This window comes from Streptomyces antarcticus, from assembly GCF_026627255.1.
Lineage (GTDB): Bacteria > Actinomycetota > Actinomycetes > Streptomycetales > Streptomycetaceae > Streptomyces > Streptomyces antarcticus.
The window spans coordinates 101,357-125,404 of sequence record NZ_JAPNLM010000021.1; the positions used below are offsets into that span (position 1 = coordinate 101,357).

23 protein-coding genes and 3 pseudogenes are annotated in these 24,048 nt (G+C 69.3%); 15 read left to right on the forward strand and 11 right to left on the reverse strand.

Annotated elements, in window-relative coordinates; genetic code table 11:
* The first annotated feature begins 133 nt into the window (after positions 1 to 133).
* The gene (locus OTB16_RS27685; protein WP_267723511.1) at positions 134 to 928 is read left to right on the forward strand and encodes a DUF4328 domain-containing protein; all 795 of its coding nucleotides are present in this window, start codon (positions 134 to 136) and stop codon (positions 926 to 928) included.
* Between the two features lie 360 nt (positions 929 to 1,288).
* Positions 1,289 to 1,888 (forward strand): hypothetical protein, encoded by a 600-nt coding sequence (locus tag OTB16_RS27690; RefSeq protein WP_267723512.1) that lies wholly within the window; start codon positions 1,289 to 1,291, stop codon positions 1,886 to 1,888.
* 440 nt (positions 1,889 to 2,328) lie between these two features.
* Here the strand turns inward: OTB16_RS27690 and OTB16_RS27695 are convergent.
* Positions 2,329 to 2,625: pseudogene (locus OTB16_RS27695) on the reverse strand (VOC family protein); the annotation flags it as partial.
* Positions 2,626 to 2,639: 14 nt separating this feature from the next.
* On the opposite strand from OTB16_RS27695, the gene OTB16_RS27700 reads away from it, so the two are divergent.
* Positions 2,640 to 2,849, forward strand: a complete 210-nt coding sequence (locus OTB16_RS27700; RefSeq protein ID WP_267723513.1) for a hypothetical protein — start codon at positions 2,640 to 2,642, stop codon at positions 2,847 to 2,849.
* Positions 2,850 to 3,670: 821 nt separating this feature from the next.
* On the opposite strand, the gene OTB16_RS27705 is transcribed toward OTB16_RS27700, so the two are convergent.
* Positions 3,671 to 4,330, reverse strand: a complete 660-nt coding sequence (locus OTB16_RS27705; protein WP_267723514.1) for an MSMEG_1061 family FMN-dependent PPOX-type flavoprotein — start codon at positions 4,328 to 4,330, stop codon at positions 3,671 to 3,673.
* A 526-nt stretch (positions 4,331 to 4,856) separates the two neighbouring features.
* Positions 4,857 to 5,711, reverse strand: a complete 855-nt coding sequence (locus OTB16_RS27710) for an NlpC/P60 family protein (protein ID WP_267723515.1) — start codon at positions 5,709 to 5,711, stop codon at positions 4,857 to 4,859.
* Between the two features lie 248 nt (positions 5,712 to 5,959).
* Here OTB16_RS27710 and OTB16_RS27715 point away from each other — a divergent pair, with 248 nt between their 5' ends.
* From OTB16_RS27715 to OTB16_RS27725, 3 genes are all read left to right on the forward strand, one after another.
* A complete protein-coding gene (locus tag OTB16_RS27715; protein WP_267723516.1) occupies positions 5,960 to 6,217 on the forward strand; it encodes a hypothetical protein in 258 nt (85 codons plus the stop codon).
* Between the two features lie 412 nt (positions 6,218 to 6,629).
* Complete coding sequence (locus OTB16_RS27720; protein ID WP_324290273.1) at positions 6,630 to 7,112, forward strand: hypothetical protein; 483 nt, start codon at positions 6,630 to 6,632, stop codon at positions 7,110 to 7,112.
* 386 nt (positions 7,113 to 7,498) lie between these two features.
* Positions 7,499 to 7,978: a transposase family protein gene (locus OTB16_RS27725; RefSeq protein ID WP_267723566.1), complete on the forward strand. Its 480-nt coding sequence runs from the start codon at positions 7,499 to 7,501 to the stop codon at positions 7,976 to 7,978.
* 47 nt (positions 7,979 to 8,025) lie between these two features.
* On the opposite strand, the gene OTB16_RS27730 is transcribed toward OTB16_RS27725, so the two are convergent.
* Both OTB16_RS27730 and OTB16_RS27735 read right to left on the reverse strand, forming a co-directional pair.
* Positions 8,026 to 8,394 (reverse strand): VOC family protein, encoded by a 369-nt coding sequence (locus OTB16_RS27730; RefSeq protein WP_267723517.1) that lies wholly within the window; start codon positions 8,392 to 8,394, stop codon positions 8,026 to 8,028.
* Between the two features lie 1,424 nt (positions 8,395 to 9,818).
* The gene (locus OTB16_RS27735; RefSeq protein WP_267723518.1) at positions 9,819 to 10,073 is read right to left on the reverse strand and encodes an STAS domain-containing protein; all 255 of its coding nucleotides are present in this window, start codon (positions 10,071 to 10,073) and stop codon (positions 9,819 to 9,821) included.
* A 1,196-nt stretch (positions 10,074 to 11,269) separates the two neighbouring features.
* Between OTB16_RS27735 and OTB16_RS27740 the strand changes: the two genes are divergently transcribed.
* The 3 genes from OTB16_RS27740 to OTB16_RS27750 all read left to right on the forward strand — a co-directional run bounded on the left by OTB16_RS27740 (position 11,270) and on the right by OTB16_RS27750 (position 12,602).
* Positions 11,270 to 11,614 (forward strand): helix-turn-helix domain-containing protein, encoded by a 345-nt coding sequence (locus OTB16_RS27740; protein WP_267723519.1) that lies wholly within the window; start codon positions 11,270 to 11,272, stop codon positions 11,612 to 11,614.
* Between the two features lie 128 nt (positions 11,615 to 11,742).
* Entirely contained in the window at positions 11,743 to 12,075 is a 333-nt protein-coding gene (locus OTB16_RS27745; RefSeq protein WP_267723520.1) for an STAS domain-containing protein, read from the forward strand.
* A 167-nt stretch (positions 12,076 to 12,242) separates the two neighbouring features.
* Complete coding sequence (locus OTB16_RS27750) at positions 12,243 to 12,602, forward strand: STAS domain-containing protein (RefSeq protein ID WP_267723521.1); 360 nt, start codon at positions 12,243 to 12,245, stop codon at positions 12,600 to 12,602.
* 466 nt (positions 12,603 to 13,068) lie between these two features.
* On the opposite strand, the gene OTB16_RS27755 is transcribed toward OTB16_RS27750, so the two are convergent.
* The 3 genes from OTB16_RS27755 to OTB16_RS27765 all read right to left on the reverse strand — a co-directional run bounded on the left by OTB16_RS27755 (position 13,069) and on the right by OTB16_RS27765 (position 15,545).
* On the reverse strand, positions 13,069 to 13,473 hold the full coding sequence (locus OTB16_RS27755) for a CBS domain-containing protein (protein ID WP_267723522.1): 405 nt from the start codon (positions 13,471 to 13,473) through the stop codon (positions 13,069 to 13,071).
* Positions 13,474 to 13,518: 45 nt separating this feature from the next.
* Positions 13,519 to 15,027, reverse strand: coding sequence for a DEAD/DEAH box helicase (locus OTB16_RS27760; protein WP_267723523.1), 1,509 nt, complete (start codon positions 15,025 to 15,027; stop codon positions 13,519 to 13,521).
* Positions 15,028 to 15,341: 314 nt separating this feature from the next.
* Positions 15,342 to 15,545: a cold-shock protein gene (locus tag OTB16_RS27765; protein ID WP_267723524.1), complete on the reverse strand. Its 204-nt coding sequence runs from the start codon at positions 15,543 to 15,545 to the stop codon at positions 15,342 to 15,344.
* A gap of 1,302 nt (positions 15,546 to 16,847) precedes the next feature.
* On the opposite strand from OTB16_RS27765, the gene OTB16_RS27775 reads away from it, so the two are divergent.
* From OTB16_RS27775 to OTB16_RS27785, 3 genes are all read left to right on the forward strand, one after another.
* On the forward strand, positions 16,848 to 17,609 hold the full coding sequence (locus OTB16_RS27775) for an isocitrate lyase/PEP mutase family protein (protein WP_267723525.1): 762 nt from the start codon (positions 16,848 to 16,850) through the stop codon (positions 17,607 to 17,609).
* Between the two features lie 744 nt (positions 17,610 to 18,353).
* Positions 18,354 to 19,187 carry a PIG-L family deacetylase gene (locus OTB16_RS27780; protein ID WP_267723526.1) on the forward strand — a complete coding sequence of 278 codons (834 nt, stop codon included), beginning with the start codon at positions 18,354 to 18,356 and terminating at the stop codon, positions 19,185 to 19,187.
* Positions 19,188 to 19,591: 404 nt separating this feature from the next.
* The gene (locus OTB16_RS27785) at positions 19,592 to 20,140 is read left to right on the forward strand and encodes a DUF4262 domain-containing protein (protein ID WP_267723527.1); all 549 of its coding nucleotides are present in this window, start codon (positions 19,592 to 19,594) and stop codon (positions 20,138 to 20,140) included.
* A 131-nt stretch (positions 20,141 to 20,271) separates the two neighbouring features.
* Here the strand turns inward: OTB16_RS27785 and OTB16_RS27790 are convergent, their stop codons facing one another.
* Together OTB16_RS27790 and OTB16_RS27795 are read right to left on the reverse strand one after the other, a co-directional pair.
* Positions 20,272 to 20,937 (reverse strand): nucleotidyl transferase AbiEii/AbiGii toxin family protein, encoded by a 666-nt coding sequence (locus OTB16_RS27790; protein ID WP_267723528.1) that lies wholly within the window; start codon positions 20,935 to 20,937, stop codon positions 20,272 to 20,274.
* The gene (locus tag OTB16_RS27795; protein ID WP_267723529.1) at positions 20,934 to 21,299 is read right to left on the reverse strand and encodes a hypothetical protein; all 366 of its coding nucleotides are present in this window, start codon (positions 21,297 to 21,299) and stop codon (positions 20,934 to 20,936) included. Before OTB16_RS27795 ends, OTB16_RS27790 begins: the two co-directional genes overlap by 4 nt.
* A 252-nt stretch (positions 21,300 to 21,551) precedes the next feature.
* Here OTB16_RS27795 and OTB16_RS27800 point away from each other — a divergent pair.
* The 3 genes and pseudogenes from OTB16_RS27800 to OTB16_RS27810 all read left to right on the forward strand — a co-directional run.
* Positions 21,552 to 21,727, forward strand: a pseudogene (locus tag OTB16_RS27800) (IS481 family transposase); the annotation flags it as partial.
* A gap of 297 nt (positions 21,728 to 22,024) precedes the next feature.
* Positions 22,025 to 22,489: a hypothetical protein gene (locus tag OTB16_RS27805; protein ID WP_267723530.1), complete on the forward strand. Its 465-nt coding sequence runs from the start codon at positions 22,025 to 22,027 to the stop codon at positions 22,487 to 22,489.
* 455 nt (positions 22,490 to 22,944) lie between these two features.
* Positions 22,945 to 23,493 (forward strand): annotated as a pseudogene (locus OTB16_RS27810) (transposase family protein); the annotation flags it as partial.
* Positions 23,494 to 23,685: 192 nt separating this feature from the next.
* On the opposite strand, the gene OTB16_RS27815 reads toward OTB16_RS27810, so the two are convergent.
* A complete protein-coding gene (locus OTB16_RS27815; RefSeq protein WP_267723531.1) occupies positions 23,686 to 23,880 on the reverse strand; it encodes a hypothetical protein in 195 nt (64 codons plus the stop codon).
* Positions 23,881 to 24,048 lie beyond the last annotated feature (168 nt).

Sequence of the window (24,048 nt, forward strand, 5' to 3'; positions counted from 1 at the left end):
ATCCCCGTATGCTCTGACCAGCAGAAACCGTCTGGACTCCGGGCACGGGGGCCGACTCATCTTCTCCAAGGCCCCTCCGCCCGCCCGGCGGGGCAGTCCGCTTGTCATTCGTTCCCGTGGGGGGTCCACCGTCATGTCCTTCAGCGCGCCCGGCTCACCGCCGCATCCGCAGCCGTACCCGGAGCCCGGCCCGGCGCCGGACGGGATTCCCCCGCAGGACCACGCCTACCCCGGCGGGCCCTTCCACGCGGCCCCGCCGGCGCCCCAAGGCGTTCTGCGTTCCCCGACGGGCCTCGCGACGGCCCTGACCTGGCTGCTCGGCGCCGCGGTCGCGGTGCACCTCTTCTCCGCCGGTGCCGGCGCGTACGAGCAGTCGTGGATGCGGGGGTTCGCGGGGGACACCCACTTCGACGACCTCGAACTCGGCCTGTCCCCCGCGCTCACCATGCTCGCCGGAGCGTTCCAGCTCCTCACGTTGCTGCCCACGGTCGTCGTCTTCATCATCTGGTTCCACCGCGTGCGCAGCAACGGCGGCATCTTCCGCCCCGATGCGTTCACCCTGGGCCGGGGCTGGGCCATCGGCGCCTGGTTCGTGCCCGCGGCGAACTGCGTCCTGCCTTTCTTGATCGCCCGGCAGACCTGGCGGGCCAGCACCCAGCGCGGCCCCGACGGCTCCGACCGCACGGCGCCCGCCCCGCTGCTGACGTCCTGGTGGGTGGTCTGGGTCCTCTCGGCGATCGTGGGCCGCGTCTTCAGCCGGATCTTCATGGCGGCCGAGACCGTGGACGAGCTGCTCGCCGCGGGCTTGCTCGGGATCACTGCGGACCTGGGCACCATGACCGCCGGCGTGCTCGCCATCCTCTTCGTCCGCAGGCTGACGGCCATGCAGAACACGGTGGCGACCCAGGGCCCGTACGCGTCGGCCTGACGGGGCCGGCGCCCATCACATCGGGACGGCCGCGGCGGCGCCGACCGCCAACTCGCACCATACGCCGGTGGTCTTCTTCGGGGCCAGGAGGTCGGGGACGGTCGCGCCGGCGGTGCCGGTCCGCCGTCGGTGTTCGCCGTGATGACCTGCTCCGGGGCGTCCCCGTACTCGTTGCGCAGCTCGCTCATGTCCAGTCCGGCAGCGTTTCGGCGAGGGCGACTGGAGCCACCCCACAGCGCCTGAAGTACGCCCGGAAGCAGACGGATTTCGCTGTTTCCGGCGCACGGCCGGACCGGCTGCGGGATGGTCGGTGGGCGCCCGGCGCGGGCGCGCAGGCTGGGCCGGTTTGGGGAGGCAGTGGTGGAGGAGACCTGGACGACGGACGAGTACGGGGCCTCGCACGAGGGCTCAGTCGGCGTGCTGCTCGCGGACGGGGCCGTCCCGGGGCCGGTGTACTTCGATTCCGCATCGGGCGCGGGCGGGGAGGCGGTGGGGCACTGGAGCGTCTACGACGGTCGCTGGTCGCACGTGCCGAGGGCGGCGGCCCTGCGGGCGGTGTGCTCGTGCGGCTGGACCGGTCCGGAGCACGCGGTCGACTGGGAGTCGATCGGCGGGACACCTTTCCGGGAGGCAGCCCTGACGGACGCGGACACCTGCCTGGAGGACTGGGACGGTCACACCGTGGCCGTCGAGGCGACGACCGTTCCCCTGCCCGCGGGGGTCACCGATCTCGTGGAGCGGCTGGTGGAGGAGATCGAGAAGCTGGCCCGTACCTCGCCGGTGGCGGCGGTGAAGGCGGCCCGGCGGCTGGAGGTCGCCGCGGCGCGGGTGGGCTACTGGGCGGCCCACGACACCCACAAGGACACGACACCCGACCAGGCCGCCGCCGCGCTCGGCCTCAGTACCCCCGACACCCGCAAGCTGCTGGCCCGCTACGGCCGCTGGAGTGTCTACCGCTAAGCCTGCGGGCTGCGGCCTGCACCCGCGCCCGCGGCGACTCCGGCCGGCCCGGCCGCGGCCGGCCGCTCGACGGGGCGGGGAGCGGGCTGGTTCTCCGGTGCGCATGCCGGACCCGGTACCGGGCCAGGCATGCCCACCGGCCCGGCAGTCGGTCCGTGGCAGTCACGCGTCATGCACGGCGCCCGTAACGGCGCCTGGAGACCGCATTGTTGACACCGTAGGGACGACCCCGACGGCCAGCGCGACGGCCGACGCGACGCCCGCGCCCCCACGCACCTCGGAGAGGCGTTCACCGCGCTTGTGACCGTACGCGGCGCGGGGAACCACGGCGGCCGGCGCCCCTGCGCCCAGCGCGGCCGACGAACCGGAGCTGGCGCAGGCGCGTGAAGGGAGCGAGCTCCCCACGACGACGGCAGGCAGCGCGCTCACTGTTTCCGATCTCAGTGAGCAGCTCTGACCAGGCAGAAGGGATGTCCGGCAGGATCGACGAAGACGCGCCATCTGTCCTCACCCGGCTGATGATCCGGCTTGCGCGCGCCCAACTCCAACAGCCTGGCCTCGGCCTCGTCCAGGTCCTCAACCTCGAAGTCGAGGTGGACCTGCTGGGGGATGGATTGCTCTGGCCAGCGTGGCGCCCGGTAGTCATCGACCCGCTGGAAGCCGAGGAAGAGACCGTCCTCGCGGTTGAGGCCGGCGAAGTCGGCGTCGGCTTTCGGGTGGGGTTCGAGGCCGGTGGCGAAGGGGCAGGTTCATGGACCACCACGACAGCGTTCAGCCACCACCGATCGATCTGCCCGACCACGACTGGCAGATCCCCATCCCCTCGCCCGGATGCGAGATCTGCACGGAAGCGAGCGCGCGGCGCCGGCGGGCTCACGCATCCGGCGACCTCTCCGCCGTCACCGACCACAACATCACCCTTCGCGGCCACCCCCACAACCGCGCCCGAGCCCCCCACTGACCCGGGCGTCAGCGGCAGACGGCAGACGGCAGACGGCAGCGGCCGACGGCCGACGGCAGAGGTCCTCGCCAGGGTGGGTAGGGTGGCCGGCACCAGGCTCATCGCTCTCGCGCTTGCCGAGGCTGACGACAGCCGGCCGATTGGCTGCTCCATACCGGGGTGCGTGACGCGCTCGTGGGATGGACGGCGCACCGGACGTCGCAGTGGCCTGCGGGAAGCTCGCCCGGGATCCGGAAGAAGCGGTCCTTCGGGGGGCCGCGGGGCCGCGGGGCCGCGGGGCCGCGGACATCTCGGCATGGGCAGACGACACAAGGTGTTGATCTGCGCCGACCTGTCTCTTCCGGCCGCGTGGTGCGTGTTCGCCGTGGATCGAGGTCTCTGACGGTCGGTCTCATGGCTGGGTCAAGGCGGGCGCAGGAGGCCAGACGGGCAGCGCCGGGGAAGGCGATGCCGTCGCCGACCGGTAATCGGCAGTATTGCGGCGGTCCTGACCGCGCCCCCCCCGGTATCGAGGCAGGACCTTCGCAAGCGGGTGCTCCTCCACGCACGGTCTTTACCTGGGCTTCCAGAGCCCGGCGCGGTTCGTGAACCGCGGCAAGGGAGCGGCGGGGGAGGGGGCGGCTGTGTCCGAGGGTGTTGGATCCGGCCACGCCTTACGTGAGGCCAGTCGGCGCGGGTTCCAGAGCCGGAGGCGGCCCGCGATGACCAACCGGCGCCGATCGATGCCGCTCCGACGGGCTGCCCCGCGATCGATCTCGGGGCGGGGCGGCCCGGGGCCCGGGTACGGCGGGCTGGTGGTTCAGCAATCGCCGGCCGACCTGTTACTCGTACCGGTACTTCAGCGAATCCGCCTCCGCCTGCTCGATGCCGACGATCGTCAGCTCCGGCATCCGCAGCTGGGCCAGCGTCACCTCGGCCGAGGTCGGCTGGGCGTCCGCCGGCAGCCACTGTTCCGGCTTCCAGGCCCCGCTGCGCAGGAGCGACTTGGGGCAGTGCGGGTAGACCTCCTCGATCCCCAGCACCAGCGCGCTGGCCGGCGGCTTGCCCACGGCGGTCAGCTGCGACAGCAGCTCCGGGCGGGTGGAGACGCAGGCCCGGCCGTTCACTCTGAGCGTCGTGGTGCGCCCCGGGATGATGAACAGCAGCCCGGCCCGTCCGGTGGCGATGACGTTCTGCAGGGTGTCCAGACGCTTGTTGCCGGTCGCGTCCGGTATGGCCAGCGTCCGTGCGTCCAGGACGGCGACGAACCCGGCGGGGCCGCCACGCGGGGAAACGTCACAGTTGCCTTCGGCATCCGCGCTGGCGACCAGGACCAGCGATGAACATCCAATCAACCTCCGTGTCTGCTCAGTGAGTTCGGTCATCTGCTTACGCACGGCCGCGTCGCTGGGAAGTTCGTAGGCCTGGCGCAGCGCTTCTGGCTCGCGCATGGCATCGAGGCGGAGCGAGTCGAAAGCACTGCCGGCAAGGGGTGTTGTCATGCCTCCGACCCTATGGGGCCGACCTGCGATGGATCTTGACCGGTGCCTGCGGGACATGGAGACAGGTCAGCTCGGTCATGTCCCATCGAACTCGCATGTGGTTCCGCAACAGGACGTCGAGGGGGAAGCCGTCCCTCACGCACATGCGCTGGATCTTCCGGAACCAGCCGGAGGTCGCCTGGCAGATCAACGAAGACATCGAAGCGCCAGTACGGAATTTGCGCGGCGACCCGGCGGGCGAATAGGCCGTCGACAATCGCGACGGAAGCCGCGGTCAGCGCAGCCTCGATGTCGTGGTCGAGACGCCCGCTGTCCAGGGACCGGGGGTCACCCGCGTCCAGCCGTCGGTCTACTCGATGACCTATCGATCACTCGGGAGGGTACGCCCTTCGTGTTCAACCCGAGGCCGATCCAGAGGACTTGAGCATTGCTCCGAAATATGAGACGAGGCCCGGCCCGCGTCGACGGCGTGAGTCGACGCGGGCCGGACCTGGACCCTACGGGCCTGCGGGCCGGTGGGCAGTGGCTACCGCTGGCCGGTGACGGGGATGTCACCGGGGTTGCCGAAGCGGGTTTTGTAGATGACCGTGTTGGAGTCCTTGGCGGCGCCGAAGAAGTCGGATTCGGCCGGCCGGTACACGCCGACCTTGTCCGTGCCGTCGCCGTTCCAGTCACCCACCAGCGGTACGTCACCCTCCGCCCGGAACCCGTAGCGGAGGGCGGAGTAGCTGCTCGTGGGGTGCGACGCGAGCATGGAACCGTAGAGGTTTCCATCGGTGTTGTAGTTCGTCGGCCGGCTGCGGCTGCTCTCCTGGTAGTAGTTGAAGGTGCTGGCGGACTTGTCCCTCCAGCCCGCGAAGAGCACGACGTGGTCGTCGCTGTTGAGGATGTCGCCCGGCTTGAGGTCCCACTTGTTGATCGCGGTGGAGACGTTGGGCAGGGGCATGGTCGTGGGGCTGCCGGTGAGCTGCCAGGCCATGGACACGAAGCCGGAGCAGTCCTGCCGGTAGCGGCCACCGGTACAGCCGTCGGCCCACCAGCTGTAGGGGGCGATGAGGCCGTTGGTGCTGTAGGGGACCTGTTCCTCCACCCATGCCTTCGCCTCGACGAGCTGGCCGAGCGTCCCGCACCACCGCACGACACCCGCATCGACGCCGCCGTGCTCGGCGTGCTCGGCGCGCTCGCCGAGCGCGGTACCCAGAGCTGAGTTCGCCGAACACGGCGCACATCCAACCGAGTTCCCTTCACATTCCTCATCACCAGGAGTCACCTTGTCCGTCAAGACCTCGGCCTTCCGTGCCGTGAGCATCATCGCCGCGGCCAGCGCCGCGTCGCTCGTCCTGTCCGTCGCGCCCGGCCCCGCCGACAGCATCCAGGCCAACCAGCTTCGGTGCGCCCACGCTGAGCCCGACTCCGCACCAGCCAGCATTACCACGGTGGCGGATCTGCCCTCTCGTGCCCACCCACCGCGGCGAGTGCAGTCACCACGGCGCGCCCTGCAACGCCCACTGCCGGCCGTGGCGGTCCCGCCCACCGGCTCCGGCAGGCCGAAGTGGACTGCCCGCTCCTGCGACTGGGCCTGACGGCTGCTACGGTTCCGGCGATCATCACATCGGCTGGGGGCAACGCATGGATATCGGTCTCTTCCTACTCGTACTCGGACTGGTCAGCGCGATACCCGCCGGCTGGGTCGCGCTGAACGCACGCGGCTCGGCCACCGCTCTGGAGCGCTGGGCCGAGACCAACGCCGAACTGCACAGGCACGCCCAGGGGGACCTTGGCCCCGCCACCCGCAGCATGTCGGCTGGCGTCTACCGCTGCCTCGGCACGGCGGTCGGCCTGAGCGGGACCGTTCTGGCCTTGGCCGGCCTGGCGATACTCCTCTGACCCCTTGCCCGCGACGCGCGGGGATGGCCGCCGGTGACACAAGGGCATGGCATGCAGGGGCGTACCCCTGCTCCAACGCCGTGCCTAGGTCGCCGGGTAACGGTAAGTGGCTGGACACAGCGGTATCGGCGTACCCGGCAAAGTGCTCCGCCGGCTACACCTGAACGTGCTCGGCATGGCGATGGCGTCGGACGTCTGGTCCGCGAATTCGGATGACAAGTCTCGATTCCGTCGGCACCATCGGTCAGTGAAGCTGCGCCATCTTGAAGTGGCTGGTCAGGGTGCTGGTGTGATGTCGCTTCGGGGTGCTCGTGCTGGTCGTGGGCGGCAGTCTGGGGTGTAGATCGTCCGACAGGAGTGGGTTTGTGGATTCCCGTCCGTCGTCGCGGGTGCCGCTCCTACGCTCCGGCCCATGATGGATCCCGAGGTGTTGGAGCAGATCGCAGCGCGGCGTGCGGAGCTGGACGGACTCGAAGAGCAGCTGGTCAAGCAGCTCTCGGAGGTACGAGCTGAGCGCGATGAGCTGGCCGTGGCCGAGCGGGTGTGGCAGCGGATGAGCAAGCAGCTCGCCGACGAGCGCACGGAGGCCGGGTCGCCGGTGGTCCAGGTGGCAGGCCGGGCGGTACGGCTGGTCCCGGACCGTGGGCCGGGGGTGGCTGAGTCCGCACTGCCGGCGGAGTACCAGCGCATCCTGACCGCGGTGCGGCAGGCCGCCGGCCCGGTCTCCACCCGGCAGATCGGCGAGGTACTGGGACTGGACACCGGGGTACGGGGCAAGCTGGAGCCGCTGCGCGGGAAGCTCACGAAGCTGGCCGACCGCGGCTGGCTGCACAAACGACCCGACGGGAAGTTCACCACCCGCCCGCGACCGGTCCGCACGGGGATCGGGGCGTAACCAAGCTGCCCCCGGCGGATGTTGGAATTGTGTGACGGAAACCAACGAGCACGCCGGAGACACCGTGTCGCTGGTCTACCAGTGCCGCCTGCCGCTGTCCACGCACACCCTGCACTACCTCACCGACCTGCTGCGACGCCATCTCAAAGCGATACGGTCGAGGTGGTGGGCGCTGCCGCCAGGGAGGATCGCGGTGATCGTCTTGGCCGTGCTGCGGCACGATCAGCGCCTGGCCGACATGGCCGGCGGCAACGACATCTCCGCCACCACCATCCGGCGCTGGCGCGACGAGCTGATCCACCTGCTGGCCGCGAAGGCCCCGCGCCTGGACCGCGCCCTGAAGAAGATCGCCCGGCGGGGAGGTCGTCCTGATCGACGGCACCCTCATCCCCACCCAGCGCCGTACCGGAGAGGCGAACCGCCCGAATTACTCCGGCAAGCATCGCCGCCACGGCCTGCACGTCCTTGCGCTGACCGACGAGCGAGGCCGTCTGGTGTGGATATCGGCCGCCCGGCCCGGACGCACCCACGACATCACCGCCGCCCGCCGCGACCACATCCTGGCCCACCTGCGTGCTGCCGGCCTCGGCGCCCTGGCCGACCTGGGCTTCCTCGGCCTGGACGACGACGGGGACGATCCCGTGGTCGTCACCGGCTTCAAGGCCACCCGCGCCCGTAAGCTCACCCCCGCCGAGAAGGAGGCCAACCGGGTCCTGGCCGCCGGACGCGTCCCCGCCGAACGCGGCTTCGCCCACCTGAAGAACTGGCGGATCCTCACCGAGCTCCGTACTGAACCCGCCCGCGCCACCCACCTGTTTCGCGCGCTGCTCGTCCTGACGAACATCAAGGCCACCACCGACAATTGATCTCTACCGCAGGTAGCCCACGATCAGCACATGCTCCCGGAACAGCGTCACAGGGCCGGGATCGGCTGAGTGAGGTTCACCGGGTTGCCGTCGGGGTCCTGGATGTGGGCGACCCGCTGTCCCCACGGCATGTTGTTGGGGCCGCTGCGGACCGAGCCGCCCAGCGCCGCCACCCGGCTGAGCGTCTCGTCGACGTCGTCGACACCGATGCTGAGCAGGATCCGCGGTGCCGCCCCGGTCCCCGGGTTCTCCTTGGCCACCAGCCCGAGGTCGGTGTCGCCGATGCGCAAGCCGAGGTAGAAGGTCGGGCCTTCCGCCGGTACCCGGAAGATCTCCTCAGCGCCGAACAATTTCGTATAGAAGCCGAGCAGAACGTCCTGGTCGGCAGTCACGATCACTGGCTGGATGGTGGACATGGCACTCCTGTCGAGAACGGTCGTATCGCTGGGTAGACCGTTCGAGGACGGTGAACTCATCGGCAAAACCACGCCGCCGGACGATCTACAACACAGACTGCCGCCCACGACCAGCACGAGCACCCCGAAACGAGGTCACGCCACCCCGCTGACCAGCCACTTCAAGATGGCGGAGCTTCAGTTCTTCTGGCACCACTGCCTTCGGGGGTACACCACGTCCACCCACTACGCATGGTCTGCTGTTGACCCTGACCGGCACGCGTTCGCGGGGGACGACGACGAAGCCCCGCGGCCGGCGGCATCGGTCGCCTCGATGCCACCTCCTCCCGGTTTCGATTGGACGGAAAAATTCCGGTTCATGCGCGAGGTGGCCGCATTGCTGGCCGCGCGCTACGGGAGCTGGACCTGCGGCTGGAATTGCTCACCACTTTCCAACGGTGGACCTGTTACCGCTGGGGCAACCACAGAAGCCACGTCAATGGCGTGGAGGGGGAGACCGCTGCACGGGGGGTAGTGGCCTCTTCGGGAGTGGCGCGCCCGGCTGGAGGACATGGCCGAACGGTTCGAGCAACTCGCCCCGCCGCCTGACTCGGACCCCGAGGAGCGCAGCTGGCGTCTGGAGCGCGAGGTGACCCGTTCAACAGCCATACCGAGCCCACTCCGACCCTGGTGGACAGGGTGGGAGAGGACCTGGCGATCCGTCTGACCGGTCGCGGGCTCTACCGTGAGTGATGACGCACTGGCCCTGTGGCCCTGTGTTGGCGGCGGGTCAGGAGCCGTCGTAGTGGTCGCGGCTGCCGGACTTGGCCAGTCCTAGGCTGATCATGTAGCCGAACGTGAGGATCACGATGTGCATCAACCCGCGAAGACCCGCTGTCATCGAGATCGCTGCCGGAATGGGGCGTTCAAGGCTTGCTCGAAGCGCGGAAAGTTGGCGTAGGGTCCGGGAACTCGCCCAGGTCCGCACCCTGTTCCGGGTCACCCAGAGCATCGAGGAAGCCTGCATGATTGATCCCCGCTGACCCGCCCGGCCCGGCGCCGCCTACGCGGTGATTCGGCCCAGGTTTCCGGGCCGCCGCCGCGCCACTCCACGACCTGGGCGCTGGGGCGTGGTGGGCGACATCGATGGACTGCCCGCACGCGGCGCCACCCGTTCGCGTCGGCCGGATGGACGATCAAGCGGGGTTCGGACACACCCCCACCCTCAACTGCGCGCCGGCTTCCGGCACCCCCGTCCGGGCTGGCCGAGTGAGGCGGAAGCCAGGGAATTTCCCCTGCACGCGGGGCTGCCCGTGCGTCCGGCATACTGCGGCGTGATCATTCCCGCGTTCTGGTGCGAGGAGCACGGGAGGAACGCGAAGGGCCGGCGTCGGCCCGCTGGCCGGACCCGGTTTCGGCGTCGGGGTGTGCCGGCCCCAGTGTGGTTAGGGGGCGAGGCGGAAGAGGGTGAGGGCCCCGGTGCGGTTCAGGAGCTTGAGGAGCTGAGAGTTCGGCCCTCGCAGACGCAGGGTGCGGCTGTGGGTGATGGCGGTGAGTTGGGCGCGCAGGAGGACGTTGATGCCGTTGGAGTCGCAGAAGCCGAGCTCACTGACATCGATGGTGATCACCGCGGGGCCGCCCGGGTTGGTTACCGCGTGCTGCAGGGCCGCGATGAGCAGGGCGGAGCGGTCGGCGTCCATGTCGAGTTCCCCGAGAGGTAGACCGCATCCGGCTGAACCGCGGGCCCGGGTACGGGGCGCTGTGATGGCTGATCGTTCTCGGTCGTGGGTCCCCCGTGGCCGCCGGTTCCCGTCGACCGCAACCGCTTCACCACGTTCCCGAACCCGCGCCTGACCCACCTCGACGACACCACGGGCCAGCCGGAGGCGCTGTGACACCCGACGCCCGCCGCCCGGCGGCGGGGCCTGTGTTCCACGGGGTTCGATTACCTCTCCGCCCACCGAATGGAAATCTGTGACGGCCGGAGTAGACATTGCGGGATCGCGTGGTTATGGTTTCTCTCGTAGCCCAGAGAGACCGAAGGGCCTGGCAGAGACGAACTGCCGGGCAGGCGGTATCCGCAGTACAGGTAGTGCCCGTATGACGGTGCGGTGGTGGAGTGTCGAAGCCAGGTTTGTCGTAGGACGGCGACGGGACTGATCACCGGACCGGGTGGCCCGCAGTCATCAGGGGCCACCACGCGCAGTGGTTGCAGTACAAGCGGTTCGCAGTACTCAGTAGTACCTCGGTGAGGGTGTCGATGGTGGGCGTCCGCACCGGGAGGTTCGGCAGTGGGGTTCTAAGCCAGAGCAGACGCAGGACGGGCGACGGGGCTGGCTGCCGAAAGCGTGGCGCTTGATCAGGCCGCGTACGGTACCGAGCGGTTCGCAATACCGCAGTAGAAGAAGTACCCAGCAGTGAAGTCAGTGAGCAGCACCTCGGTGAAGGCGTCGGCTGCGGGCGCGCGCATCGGGAGGTTCGGCAGTGGGGTTCTAAGCCAGAGCAGACGCAGGACGGGCGACGGGGCTGGCTGCCGGAGCGTGGCGCTGGGTCAGGCCGCAAGCAGTACCAGCAGTTGAGTGGAGCAGTATCCGCAGTTCGCAGTACCAGTAGTTCCCAGTGGTAGGTAGTCGATCATCCGAGGGATGAACGGAGGGATTGGGAGCCATCAGGATCGCCCGGGCGGAGTGTTGAGCCCGGGTACCGCAGGACATCGATAGTGAGGTGGTCTCCGGTCGAGCAACCGCGATCCCCGCACAGCCTGTCCCCGTTCGGACGGGTCAGCGGATACGGAAGGCCGGCGCAGTACCAGGGCCGGCAGATGGTGTAGCAGTTCCTTCGGGGCCCTGGTGCCATAGGCACCAGGGCCCCTCCGCATGCTCCAGAGAGAGGTGAAATGACAGCGGATGATTCGTACGGCCGTCTCGACGACGATGATTTCCCCGCCTACACGATGGGCCGGGCCGCCGACATGCTCGGCACCACCCAGAGCTTCCTGCGCGCGATCGGCGAGGCCCGCCTGATCACCCCGCTCCGCTCCGCCGGCGGCCACCGCCGCTACTCCCGCTACCAGCTCCGCATCGCCGCCCGCGCCCGCGAGCTCGTCGACCAGGGCATGCCCATCGAAGCCGCCTGCCGGATCGTCATCCTCGAAGACCAGCTGCAGGAAGCCCAGCGCATCAACGCCGAGCACCAGCGCGCCGCCGCCGTGGCGACGGCACGGCCCCGGGCCGCCGCCTGAGCCTGCGTCGGCCGGCTCCCGCTACGCGACCTCCGGTATCCACCGGCCGATGCGGACGAATCCCGCATCGGCTCCATCAACCAACCCCTGGCGAGGCAGGAAGCCCGAGCGTGATCAAGGAACAGCCTGTGGAACAGGAAGTACTGACCCTGCCGGACGAGGGCGACGGGGTGCGCGTGATCACCTGCGCCGGAGAGTTCGACCTGGCGACGCAGGAACCTTTACGGCAGGTCTGCGACCCTGCCCTCAACGACCCGGCCATCCAGCGGATCGTGCTCGACGTCAGCCGGGTCACCTTCGCCGACTCCTCCCTACTCAACACCCTGCTCCGCCTCCTGCGCACCGGCCGCCTGGTCCTGGCCGGCCCCCTGCCCCGCTCTCTGACCCGCGTCCTGGACCCCTTCCGCGTCCGCGAACTCTTTCCGACCGCCGACAGCGTGAAAGCGGCCCGCACCCTGTAGACGCGGGGCCCGTCAGCGGCCGCTCCGCCGACGTCCGCAGCCCGCGAGCGAGCCCAACCGCTTCACCGCCCGGCAGCAGCCCAACCCATACGAGCCGACACGAGAACCCCTCCCTGCTCCGCCCCCCGTGGCCACGCGGGAACCCCAGCCCGACCAAGGAAAGACTCGTGGACCAAGAAGTGCTGGTACTCACGGAGGAGGATGACGGTGTCCGCGTGATCACGTGCTCGGGAGCATTCGACCAGGCCACCCTGGAACCCCTGCGGCGAGCCTGCGCGCCAGCACTCGCCGACCCGGCAGTCCGGCGGATCGTCCTGGACGTCAGCCGGGTCACCTTCGCCGACTCCTCCATGCTCAACACCATGCTGCACCTGCTGCACCTGCTGCACCTGCTGCACCTGCTGCGCACCAGCAGCCTTGTCCTGGCCGGCCCCTTGCCCCGCACCCTGGCCCGGGTCCTGGAACTCACCCAGGCCGACCGGCTGTTCCCCACGGCCGACGGCATGAGAGAGGCCCGCACCCTGTAGACGCGGGGCCCTTCAGCGGCCGCTCCGCAGGTGTCAGGTCCTCGCGGACATCCAGGCCACTGTCCCTGACCTCAACTACGACCGGCACAGCACCTGGGGGGCAGCCCCGACATCGGCGCCCCGCGCCCTGACCTGTGTCGCGTTCCGGGGAGGAGCTGCACGGGGTGAGTCCGACCCACCCGGCGCCCGACCCGTGCCGCCGCACCTATGCCGGTACCGGAGCGGGGTGCCGATGTTCGTCGGACGCTGAAGTTGGCTGCTGTACGGCCGGGTGCGTCGGTGGGGCGCCATGGGGCGGAGGCTGCCGCGCCCCGTGGGCTCCCTCGATATCGTCGCGCGGAACCTGCGGGACCGGTTCGGTGCCCGTTATGGGTCGTTCCGATTCATCGACGTCGTTGGTCGGCGCATGCTCCGGGTCCACGACACCGAGGGGACGCAGCGGAGGACCGGTCGTGCCGTGAGGCGGTCAGCGTGCAAGGGCGAGAACGCCCAGCGGGCTTCCCCGCTCGTCGACGACGGGCAGGGCAGCGAGCCTGCGGTAGCGCATCGCGTGGTCGGCCTCGGCCATCGTGGTGGCGGGCGAGGCGAACGGCCCGCGCTCGCCGAGTACGGCGCGCAGCCGGAGCTGGTCCGTGTACGCGGCGCTGTCGCGGATGGCGGCGAGCTGGGACTGGGTGACCAGTCCGGTACACAGGCCGTCCTCGTCGCAGACGAGGAGATGGTCCGCGCGGGCACTGGCCATGACGGCCATGGCCACCTCGACCGTCATGTCGTCGCAGACCTGTGGGCCGGCCGCTTCCATCACGTCGTTCACCGTCCGGGGTACAACGGTGGCGTTCGCCGAGCGGGACTGCATCTGGACCAGCGTCAACACGTGCCTCCTGCAGAGGTGGGTCAGTTTCCGGATCACTGATGCTCAGGCAGCCGCGTCGAAAGCGGACTGTCGCGCGCTCACGCGCCGGGCAGCCGAAACGGGCCTGCGCCGACCGCGGGAGGCGGCGCTGCGCTTGGGCCGCTCGGAGACCGGTGCGGTGATGGTGACCGGGATGCCGGAAGGGGTCTGGGCGCCCGTGATCCGGTTCAGTGCCTCTTCGCCGGAGCGAACCTGGGTGGACTGCGGGGTGATGCCCGCGGCCGTCATCAGCCGGGTCATGTCGCGGCGCTGGTTGGGGGTGACCAGGGTGACGACGCTGCCGGACTCTCCGGCGCGGGCGGTGCGGCCGCCGCGGTGGAGGTAGTCCTTGTGGTCGGTCGGGGGGTCGACGTTGACGACGAGGTCGAGGTTGTCGACGTGGATGCCGCGGGCGGCAACGTTCGTGGCGACCAGGACGGTGACGTGTCCGGTCTTGAACTGGGCCAGGGTGCGGGTCCGCTGGGGCTGGGACTTCCCGCCGTGCAGCGCGGCTGCCCGTACACCGCTGTTGAGCAGGTGCTCGGTCAGCCGGTCGACGGCGTGCTTGGTGTCCAGGAACATCATCACCCGGCCTTCGCGCGCCGCGATCTCCGTCGTCATCCGCTGCTTGTCGGCGCCGTGGACGTGGAGGACGTGGTGCTCCATCGTCGTCACCGCACCGGCGGACGGGTCGACGGAGTGCACGACCGGGTCGGTCAGGTAGCGGCGGACCAGCAGGTCGACGTTGCGGTCCAGGGTCGCGGAGAAGAGCATCCGCTGCCCCTCCGGGCGCACTTGGTCCAAGAGCGCGGTGACCTGGGGCATGAAGCCCATGTCGGCCATCTGGTCGGCCTCGTCGAGAACGGTGATGGCGACCTGGTTCAGGCGGCAGTCACCGCGGTCGATGAGGTCCTTCAACCGGCCGGGCGTGGCCACGACGACTTCCGCGCCTCCGCGTAGCGCACCGATCTGCTTGCCGATCGACATGCCGCCGACGACGGTGGCCAGGCGCAGCTTCACCGAGCGGGCGTACGGGGTGAGGGCGTCGGTGACCTGCTGGGCCAACTCGCGGGTCGGTACGAGGATCAGTGCGAGCGGCTGCTGGGGCTCGGCGCGCTGCCCGGCGGTGCGGGTCAGCAGAGCGAGGCCGAAGGCCAGGGTCTTGCCGGAGCCGGTGCGGCCGCGGCCGAGGACGTCACGGCCCGCGAGGGTGTTGGGCAGGGTGGCACCCTGGATCGGGAAGGGCATGGTCACACCCTGCGCGCTCAGCGCGGCGAGCAGCTCGGCCGGCATGTCGAGATCGGTGAACGCCTCGACGGCGGGCAGTGGGGGCGTGATCGTCTTCGGCAGGGCGAACTCGCCCTGGACCGCGGCGGGCCGGCGGCCGTAGCCGCCAGAACGGCTCGGACCTCCGGAACGGCTCGGGGCCGACGAGCCGAAGCGGCTGCTTCGACCCGAACCGGCGTCAGTGCCGAAAGCGGGGCCGCCGGTGCGGCTGCGGGAGGAGCGGTTGTTCGTACGTGTGGGGTTCATTCAGAACCTTCCTTGATTGCGGCACCAATCAAGGAATTCCGGCAGCGGGAACAGCGGCGCGGGAATCACAGGAACGGGCCGAATGGAATGCGAAAGCACATCTGGCCCACAGGAAATCTGCAGGGGCGCAGGTGTTGGAATGAGATGGCGTCATACGGACGCGAGAAATCCAGAGAAATCACTCAGATGCAGCCTCAAGGAGGATGCATCCTTAAGTGCCTTGTCCCGCAGGTGGACGCACTGCGGGCGAATGTGTGTAGCTGGGGCCCGCACCCCGAGGGATGCGGGCCCCAGCTACACAATGCGCGTCAGCGTCAGGCGGGGACGATGTTCTCGGCCGTCGGGCCCTTCTGGCCCTGCGCGATGTCGAAGGTGACCTTCTGGCCTTCGAGCAGCTCGCGGAAGCCCTGGGCGGCGATGTTCGAGAAATGGGCGAAGACGTCGTCGCCGCCACCGTCCTGCTCGATGAAGCCGAAACCCTTTGCCGGGTTGAACCACTTCACGGTGCCAGCAGCCATGTCATATCTCCTTTGGGGCAGTACATCAGCGCCTGCATTGTGCGGACACCGTGTCGCCGCGATGATGCCCCGCCCGGAAAAATGACCGGAAATATGAAGCGCCTTTATGCGGCGCGGAGGCCGCTTTGAGGCGCTTGAAGTTTTTGGGTACCAAAACTGCAACCGAGATCGACAGTAGCACGCTGCAGCGGCTTGTGTACGTAAAACATTTCCGCCCGAGGCGTTCCGGAAGAAACTCTCCTTGCGGGGTCCATTGAATTCTTAGACCGCCGGGACAGATATTGATTCCCCTCGAACGCAGCGATCATGAGCCCAGGGCCCCATCGGCCGTGGCGTGTCCTGACCACCGGAATCTCAGGCTGCGGGGCGCGGTTCCGGGCGGCCTGTTGTGGCGCCGATCTTGTCGAGCTCGTCCACGATGTCCGTCGACAACTAGGCGATGGCGCCGCGGAGCTGGCGGTTCAAGGACGAGGGCCGTGGTGGCGGACCCTGCGCCGATGCGATGGCCGCCACCATGCCGCGCTCTCGCCGGACCGGGTGATCCAGTGCAAGCGCCGCACGGGCATGGGGGTCCGTACGAAGGGCTCCAAGTCGTCGTGATGGAGGCTGTCGCGTTGCCCGGCGCGGGTTCGGCCGGCGGATCGTTTCTCCCGCGCCCGGCCGCTTGGTCGATCAGTTCGGTGATCCGGGCGGCGATGATGCCCCCGCCCCGTTTCCTGCGGCCGGCGGCCGTGCTCCGAGCGTGCTGCCTGCCTGCCTGCCTGCCTGCCCTGCTGTCTGCCTCGGCGGCATCGGCGAGGGCTTCGGCGGCGGCTTCCGCGCGGCCCGCCACGGAGATCACGGAGGGACTGGCCGGGCTGCCGGGCTGCCGGGGTGGGAACGGCCGGGGCGACGAGATCACCCGTACCTACCCGATCCGGTATCACGCGGCGGTGGCAGCGATCCCGACGATCGCCGACCGGTCCCGGCGGGACCAGCATCACGCGGACCTCGACCTCCGCATCGACAGCCCCCGCGCGTAGATCACGACCCACGACCCACGGCGCCGGATACCGGCTCACCACGGCCGACCTCGACCCGGCGCACCGCATCGACGCGATCGTCGCCGCGCACCAGGCGCTCCCGCTCGACTGACCCCGGACGCACGAAAGCGTCCCTCCCGGCAGGGGCGCCGGGCTACTCGCCGACGCCTCGCGCATCTTCTGCTCGTCGAACCGCCCATTCTCGTCGGCCCAGCCGAGCCGCTCGACGGTCGCTCCGATGACGATGGGTTGGTGGCGAATTGGGGGTAGCGTCCTTGACATGGACTCTCGCACCACCGTTGAGCGCGCTCAACGCCTCAAGCAGCTGCACGCCGAGCACAAGCCGCTGGTACTGCCGACCGTCTGGGACGTCTGGTCCGCGCGGACGGCAGCCCATGCCGGGTTCCCCGCGCTAACGATCGGCAGTCATCCACTCGCCGACTCACGGGGGGCCGATGACCACGAGGGGCAGTCCTTCGAGGAGGTACTCGCTGCCGTCAGGCCAATCATCGCGGCGGTCGACATCCCCGTGTCCGTGGACCTGGAGGCTGGGTACGGGCAGAAGCCCGCAGACCTCATCGCCGGACTCATCGAAGTCGGCGGCGTCGGTCTCAACATCGAGGACACCGTCCACTCGGACGGCGGCCGCGTGCGCAGCACGAAGGAGCACGCGCGCTACATCGCGGGCCTGCGCGCGGCGGCCGACGACGCGGGGATCCCGATCTGGGTCAACGGGCGCACCGACCTCTTCCTGCATGCCGACGATGCCCCCAGCGTCCTCGACGAGGCAATCGAGCGGCTGCGGGCCATGGAGCAGGCTGGCGCCGACAGTGTCTACCCGGTGGCCATCCAGGACAACGACGACCTGCTGGCGGCGGTGATCGGAGCCGTCGCCATTCCCGTGAACTCCACAGCCCATCCCGTCAAGCACGACCTCGAGCACTTCCGCCGCCTCGGCGTCGGCCGGCTCACCTACGGCCCGCTGCTGCAGCTCGCGACGACGGAAGCGATGAAGGACATGCTCGGGCCGTGGGCACCCTAGAAAGCTTCGCCGTACGGCACCTCTGACCGACGGAACTGCTGATCCGTACCGCAAGGGCAACCGAAACGGATCTCGCAAGCAACGGGGGTATCGCCGTGAGCTGAGCAGCACTGGCATTGACTGCGATGTGGCCGGGGAAGACGTCGGCTGGGGGCTCACCCCCTGATGTCCGCGGGTACATCGCTGTCCTGCGGCTCCTCAGGTCGAGGGACAGCGCTGTGCCCGGGCCGCGTCCCTTCCCCGGCCTACGACTTCTCGCGCCGGCCCGCTCGGAAACGTCGTCGGACAAGTCGTAAAGGTCGCGGGAAAGGCCATAAACGTCGTGGGACAAGGCGGCTGCGCTCACCAGGGCCGCGCTCCTGGAGGGTCTGCCGGATCCGGACCCGTACGGAATACGGGCGGCGCGGCCGTGCAGCCGCCGGTGCATGCGCGGGCTACGGCGCCGCGCTTGCCGCGCACCACGGAAATCGCGGCGCCAGGCCGGGTGGACCCGGACATCGCGGAAGCGGCCGAGCGACAGACCGCCTCGGCCGGCTCAGGATCGAGGCTGTCTGGGAAAACCAGGAAGCCGCCCCGGGAACAGCCGGTCTGGTCGGCGCGGTTGCATCAACCGAGGGATCGGAGCCACGGGCGGGAGCACGGAGACCACAAGGTCGTCCGCCCCACCAGAACCCGCCCCCCCCGGATCGCGGTACGCCCGCCGCGCACTTGGACCAAGAAGTATTTCTGCAGGAGGATTGTTTCGTGACTGACCGGCCCTTGACGCTCATGGCAGTGCACGCCCACCCCGACGACGAGGCCACCGGCACCGGAGGGGTCCTCGCGCGGTACGCGGCGGAAGGCATTCGCACGGTTCTCGTGACGTGTACCGACGGCCGTTGCGGTGACGGTCCGGGGGGTGTCAAGCCGGGCGGTCCCGGGCACGATCCGGCGGCCGTCGCCTTGATGCGCCGTCAAGAACTTGAGGCGAGTTGTGACGTCCTGAAGATCAGCGATCTGGAGATGCTGGACTATGCCGACTCCGGGATGATGGGCTGGTCGAGCAACGACGCCCCCGGATCCTTCTGGCAGACCCCCGTGGAGGAAGGCGCCGCCCGACTCGCGGAACTCATGCGGCACTACCGCCCCGATGTGGTCGTCACCTACGACGAGAACGGCTTCTACGGCCACCCCGACCACATCCAGGCCCACCGGATCACGATGGCGGCGCTGGAGATGACCGCGCTGACACCGAAGGTGTACTGGACGACGATGCCCCGCTCCGGAATGCAGCGGTTCGGGGAGATCATGCGCGAGTTTCACGGGGACATGCCGGAGCCGGATCCCGCAGAGGCGGCCGCGATGGCCGAGATCGGCCTCCCCGACGAAGAGATCACCACATGGGTGGACACCACCGCGTTCAGCGGTCAGAAGTTCGACGCGCTGGCCGCGCACGCCAGTCAGGGCGAGAACATCTTCTTCCTCAAGATGGGCAAGGAGAGGTTCGGCGAGTTGATGGGCATGGAGACCTTCGTACGTGTCAAGGACGCCACCGGCGCGGCCGTACCCGAGAACGACCTCTTCGCCGGACTGCGCTGATCCGCACATCCGCCGACGTCCGGGAAAGCTCATCGGCCGCACGGCCCGATCGAGCGGGCCCGAGAGCCCTCGGCCGTCGGCGGCTCCCTGCGGGAGCGGTCGGCGGCTGTCACTCCCGCCCTCGCCGGGCACGTGGCAGGCGTCGGCTTCGCCCGCCGCCCGGCCGACCGCGCGCCCCGACGCGCGTCGGCCTGGGAGACGAGGGCACGCCTGGAGCAGGCCCGCGTCGTGGCGGCCTCCAATGCTGCGGTGAACCGTACGGTCGTGCGCGCCCTGCGGGCGCTGCCTCCCGGCGCCGTGCCCGCACCGGCACCGGCCGATGCCAGCGCCCCGGCACGGCAGTCCCGTCCGAGCTGATCCGGTACGGAGGCGTCGCCGGACCACTCACCTCGTAGCCTCCGGGTATGACTGCTGACCCGTTCCAGTGCCACTGCGTCCTCTGCCATGACTACGGTGACCGGGACGACGCGGACCGCATGGATCTGACGATCATCGGGAATGTGAAGCGGCACGGATGGCACGTCGTGATGGTTCCCGAAGACGACAGCGGGCCTGGATTCGCCTACACGATCGGCCTGGCGCACACTCACAGCGCGCCTGAGCTCGCCATGTTCGGACTTGAAATCCACGCCATGCACCGCATGCTCAACAGAATGGGAGAGAAGGCCGCCGCGGGCGCTGTACTGGCTGACGGCCAGAGACATCCTGACGTTGTCGGCGGTCGCCACGTCGCGCTCAGGCAGGTCGATCTCCGCTGGTACCGGACCTTCCTCCGACAGGCCATCGGGTTCTACCGGCGTCCTCCCTTCCCTGTGCTGCAAGTTGCGTGGCCTGCCGCGGATGACCGATTTCACTGGGACGAACAGGCTGAGGAGAGCCATCGGGAGTCACAGCCTCAGTTGTGGCTGCCACCGAGTGAGCACCCTGCCGGGATGTGGACAACCGAACTCTGACCCCGTGCCAACCAGCGACGAAGTACCAGGACATCTTCGCCGCGTTCGCCGCGTTCGCCGAGGGCGAGGCGGACTGTGTACCCGCGGCGCCCGTGTAGTGGTGCATACGTGGTGCGGTCTCCACGGGTTCGTCAGGCCTCAGGTTCGCTTTCGTGTAGCCGTCGGTCGAGGTCGTCGGCCCAGTGCCGGGCCCAGGCCCGGATTTCGGCGGTCTCCTCCGCAGTGAGGCCGTAGGCCGTGAACTCCTCGTCGTCGGTCCATAGGGCGCCGGCGAGGCGGTCGCGGAGGTCTTCGAGCCGGAACTCGTCGCGGCCGTGCCGCTCGCCCAGCCGTTCGAGTTCGCCGACGTCGCGGTGCCGGGAGGCGGCGTGGACGTCGATGAGGTCGCGTGCGACGCCGCGGTCAGCGAGAGCACGGACCTTGGTGCCGATGACGGAGTCGAAAGGCATGACCGGGCCGTACGCGGTCTGTGCCGGGGGCGTCCAGAAGTGCTCTTTGAGGACGTCTACCTCGCAGTCCTCGCCAGTGCCCGGGTCGGTGACCATGAGGCGGGCGGAGAGCGGGTCCACGCTGATCACCCGTACGCGCCAGCCCCGGGTGGCGAGTCCCCGTTCGAGACTGCCGACGATCTCGGGCATGGGGGCCGGGTTCTCGGTGGCGACGTCGAGGTCCTGACTGAGGCGGTCGACGAGGCCGTGCGCCTGGACGGCGTACCCGCCGGTAATCACCAGGGGGTAGGGGGCGCCGACGTCCATGACGGCCGCGAGGAGCCGGCGGTGCAGGTCGGAGAGGTTCACGCGGCGGGGGATTCCTCAGCGGTGAGCTCGGGGAAGGCTTCCTCCCAGGCCTGGCGCAGGTGCCGGGGGACCAGCGTGCGCAGGACGGGCCACTGAGTGATCAGGAGGTCGCGGTTGAGGAGGTGGACCAGGTCCTCGTGCTGGCCTTCGGCGAGGACGGTGCGGTACATGCCCATCCGCAGCCGGGGGCGGTCGAGGTCGTAGGCGCGCAGCCCGGACCAGGCCACGTGCAGCGGGAGGTGGACCACTCCGTGGTCGGGGCCCGTGAGCTTCTCGAGAGAAGCGGGCAGGCGGCCGGCATACCGGGCGTACAGCACCTCGGCCGCGGACGGTGCGGAGGAGGCGGGGGAGACCGTGACCATGCGCCCCATTATCCTGTGTCCCGTCCGCCACGGGTAGCGCAACCGCGCCACGAGCAGTGGTCGAGGAGCTGGTCAGCTCCCTCACCAGCCGCCGGGACAGCCGTCCCCCTGGGGGACGCTCGTCGGCGGGCCGCACCGGATGCCCGGGAACCACCCCCTCATCAGCCGTCTGCGGCATGGCGAGTGCGTCCCGCCCGCCGGGCAGCTACCCACCGGGGAGAAGGCCATGCCGGGTACCCACTTCGCCGCCACGAGGCGGGCCTGCACGACCGCTCCAGCCGGCCTGCCAGGACCCCGCACCGGACATCCGCCGAGGTGGAGGCACAGGTCTGCCGTCGCAGCGGGACCGCAAGCTCGGACCCGCGCGTATCGGTCCGGTTCTGGGCCTGCCCGCCTCGACGGTGCACCGCATCCTGACCGGACACGGGAGCCGCCCAGCAGCTCACTTCGCCCCCGGCGACGACCGCGCCCTCGCGATCGAAGCGGTCACCGACCGGGCCCGTGCCTGCTACGGCCCCGGAACCCTCCGCCCCGCCACCAGCGGCAACCGCTCGCGAAAAGCCACCGGACCGTAGAGCCGGGGCGCAGCGCTCTGCGCACCCCAGCAGACCGCGCCGCCGAGGTGTGCGGGCTCGACGAGAAGACCGCCTTGCGATACGCGGACTCGGCCCGGCGCCTCCTGGAAACCAGTGCCGCATCGTGGAACCTCGTGACAGCATCGACGGATGATCAACGCTCAGGACCTGGTCGGCAGACACCTTCTGAAGGTGACGACCTCCTGGCATCACTACCAGGAGAACGAGCCCTCCCTCCTGCACATGTGGCTGTACATGGACGGCCTCGGCCCCATCCGGTTCCACACACCGGGCGACGGGCTGTTCCTTGAGATCGACCAGCCTCACGGCCCCTACGACATGGACGAATACGGCCACACCACAGTCGAGGACGACCTGCCCGGTTTTCCCATGACCCGGTTCGCCGGCCAGCGGATCCTCTCCGTCCGGGAGATCCGCTACGAGCACGGCAACTACGACTTCGCCGTCGGCATCACCGTCCGGTTTCCCGACGGCACCATCCGCATCCTCAACCTCGCGGACGAGATCGTCCTGGCCCATGACCGGCACCTGGGTCCGCTTGAGGAGCATCTCCACGAGGCGACGACGCCCACAAGCCAGGACTCCTCGCAGTGAGTCCGCACGGACTCGGGGGTCGATCCCCGCAGAGCACAGCATCCGACCCGCAGATAACCGCAGATACCCGCAGGTGCCCGCTCAAAAACCTTCAGTTCCCTGAACCCACGGGCTCTCCGACCTCGGGAATGGTAGGGCCGCATGTTGAGGTGCCGCGTATTCCCGCTTGACCGTGGTGTGTTCGAGCCACTTCTGGAGGGGTCACCGGTGGACATGGTCGCGATCATGGAGACGCTGGCTGAACAGGGCACAACTGTGCTGTTCAAGGCTGATGCTGCGGAGAGGCGGAAGCTCTGGACGTTTGTGGCCAGTGGCGCCCCATTGCGTGACGACGTCCTCGTGCGTACCGATGCTGCGTCGGCGGAGCAGTGCCCAAGGCTTCTCCCGTAACTGCTGGTCACGGGTGAGCTGATCTTGGTGTGGGTGGTGTGATCACGGCGTCGTAGCCGTCTTGGATAGCCCCGTTCAGCGGGCCGAACCCGCGCTGCTTCGGGAAGCTGGTGGCTGTGCTGCGACGTGAGGGTGCGGATGCGGTCCGCAAGGGCCGGCCGTGGAGCCTTCCGCTGCAGGACCGGGCACTGCTGGTCGCGGCGTACTGGCGCACCAACCTGACGATGCGCCAACTCGCCCCCTTGTTCGGGGTGTCCAAGTCGGTCGCGGACGGCATCATCGACCACTTCGGGCCGATGCTCACGCTCCAGCCCCGCAAACGGTTCGCCGAGGACGCCGTGCTCATCGTTGACGGCACCTGGCCCCGACCCGCGACCACACCATCGCCGCACAGTCGAAGAACTACCGGTACTCCACCATCCAGCAGGTCGTCATCGACGCCGACACCCGCATGGTCGTCGCGGTGGGCAGACTGCTTGCCGGAATCCGTAACGACTGCAAGGCCTGGGAGGATTCCGGCGCCAAGGCCGCCATCAGCAAGACCCTCACCGTCGCTGACGCCGGCTACCCCGGGCACCGGACTCGTCATGCCACACCGCCGGCGCAAAGGCGAAGAACCGATTGGCCGCCCGGTGCCCCGCGTCAACTCGCCCACCAATTGGGATGCGCGCGACAAGAGCGCTTGGTAAGGACACGCCGGCGCGGCGCGCGCGGTCGCTGACTTCGTAGCGGTGGGCGATCTCGGTGCGGTGGCGCGGGCACGGAGTCGTGCCCGCTGTCGATCTCCGCCTACTCGCCGGACGTTCTCACTTCCGGCGACCGCACAGTGCGCGAGTGATCTCGGCGACGGAGCGGAGAATCGCGGCTCGGTCCTGGGCCGGGGCACTCTGCAAGGACTGACGGACGATCACCACGACCGTTGCCGCGGTCACGGTGGTGGTCAGCACCACGACGATCCCCTGCGTGGCCAGCAGGACGAACAAAACGTGGAACGTACTCATCATTGACTCCGATGGATGCGTTGTGGGGAGCGGGACAACCCCCATCACGTCCGTCCACCGGTGTGTCCATCGACTGCCCCGCCCCGGACTGGACAGGCGGTGTTCCGGACGGCGGTTGGCGGGCCTACGCTGACAGCCATCCGACGCGTTCGTTGTGGACGCGCTGGA